We start from the raw sequence: 816 nt of genomic DNA on the forward strand, positions 1-816 counted from the left end.
AACTAAAATAAGCAATGTTTTTTACACGGTGTTGTGTAACGTTTTTTATTCAAATGCTTTTTCATAGAGACCTATTAAACAACCGCTACAAGTATTCAATGTCGAATTCCTTTTTTTAATATTCAAAATCAATTTTTCGTCCAATGCTGTTAGTTGAATACCTTTATTTTTTTCAAGATATTTTAATGCGTCAACTCCGTAAGTCTGTAATTCTGGACTAAATGATTTTAACCAATCTCGGAATTTTGAAATATTTCTTTTCTTATCAAATTTTAAGTCATCATATCTTGGAACTTCATAAATAACAGGTGCTTCTCCACAAACATATCCGTAAATGTGGTCAGCTAATATTTGGCTTATAAAATCCTTTCGGGTCAAATTAGATTGGTAGAATTCGTTGTGATAATCCAAGTAGTTTTGTAGTTTTGCAAAATCAAAATAGTAGTTGGTTTTTTCTCGATATGTGTCATAATTTATTATTCCAAATATTGAGTCGTTTTTAGAAAATACATGAACTTTATATTCCTTGTAATTCATCCATTCGCCCTCTACGTATTCGATTGATATATCGTAATTTGATTCGGTAACTCCAGCGTCTATTTGTCTTTCAAATCTGAAACCAGTACGTCGAGGGTCGATTTGTCTTATTACGTTGAATTTTTTTCTTTTCAGAGCATCCAAATTGAATTCCGAATAGTCTTTAAAATATCCCTGCATTTCATAATCAGCTTTCAATTCATTTTTGTTTTGTGAAAATGAACTATTGCTAAAAAGCAGTAATATGAATATTATAAAAATTCGCATTTTATCAAATGT

The 816-nt window shown here is 29.5% G+C and carries 1 protein-coding gene; it reads right to left on the reverse strand.

Annotated elements, in window-relative coordinates:
* Positions 1–45 precede the first annotated feature (45 nt).
* The coding region (locus tag ACFQ0I_RS17385; protein WP_379944263.1) for a hypothetical protein at positions 46–816 on the reverse strand (771 nt) is incomplete at its 5' end.

The sequence above is a fragment of the Mariniflexile aquimaris genome (assembly GCF_042676825.1).
GTDB lineage: Bacteria > Bacteroidota > Bacteroidia > Flavobacteriales > Flavobacteriaceae > Mariniflexile > Mariniflexile aquimaris.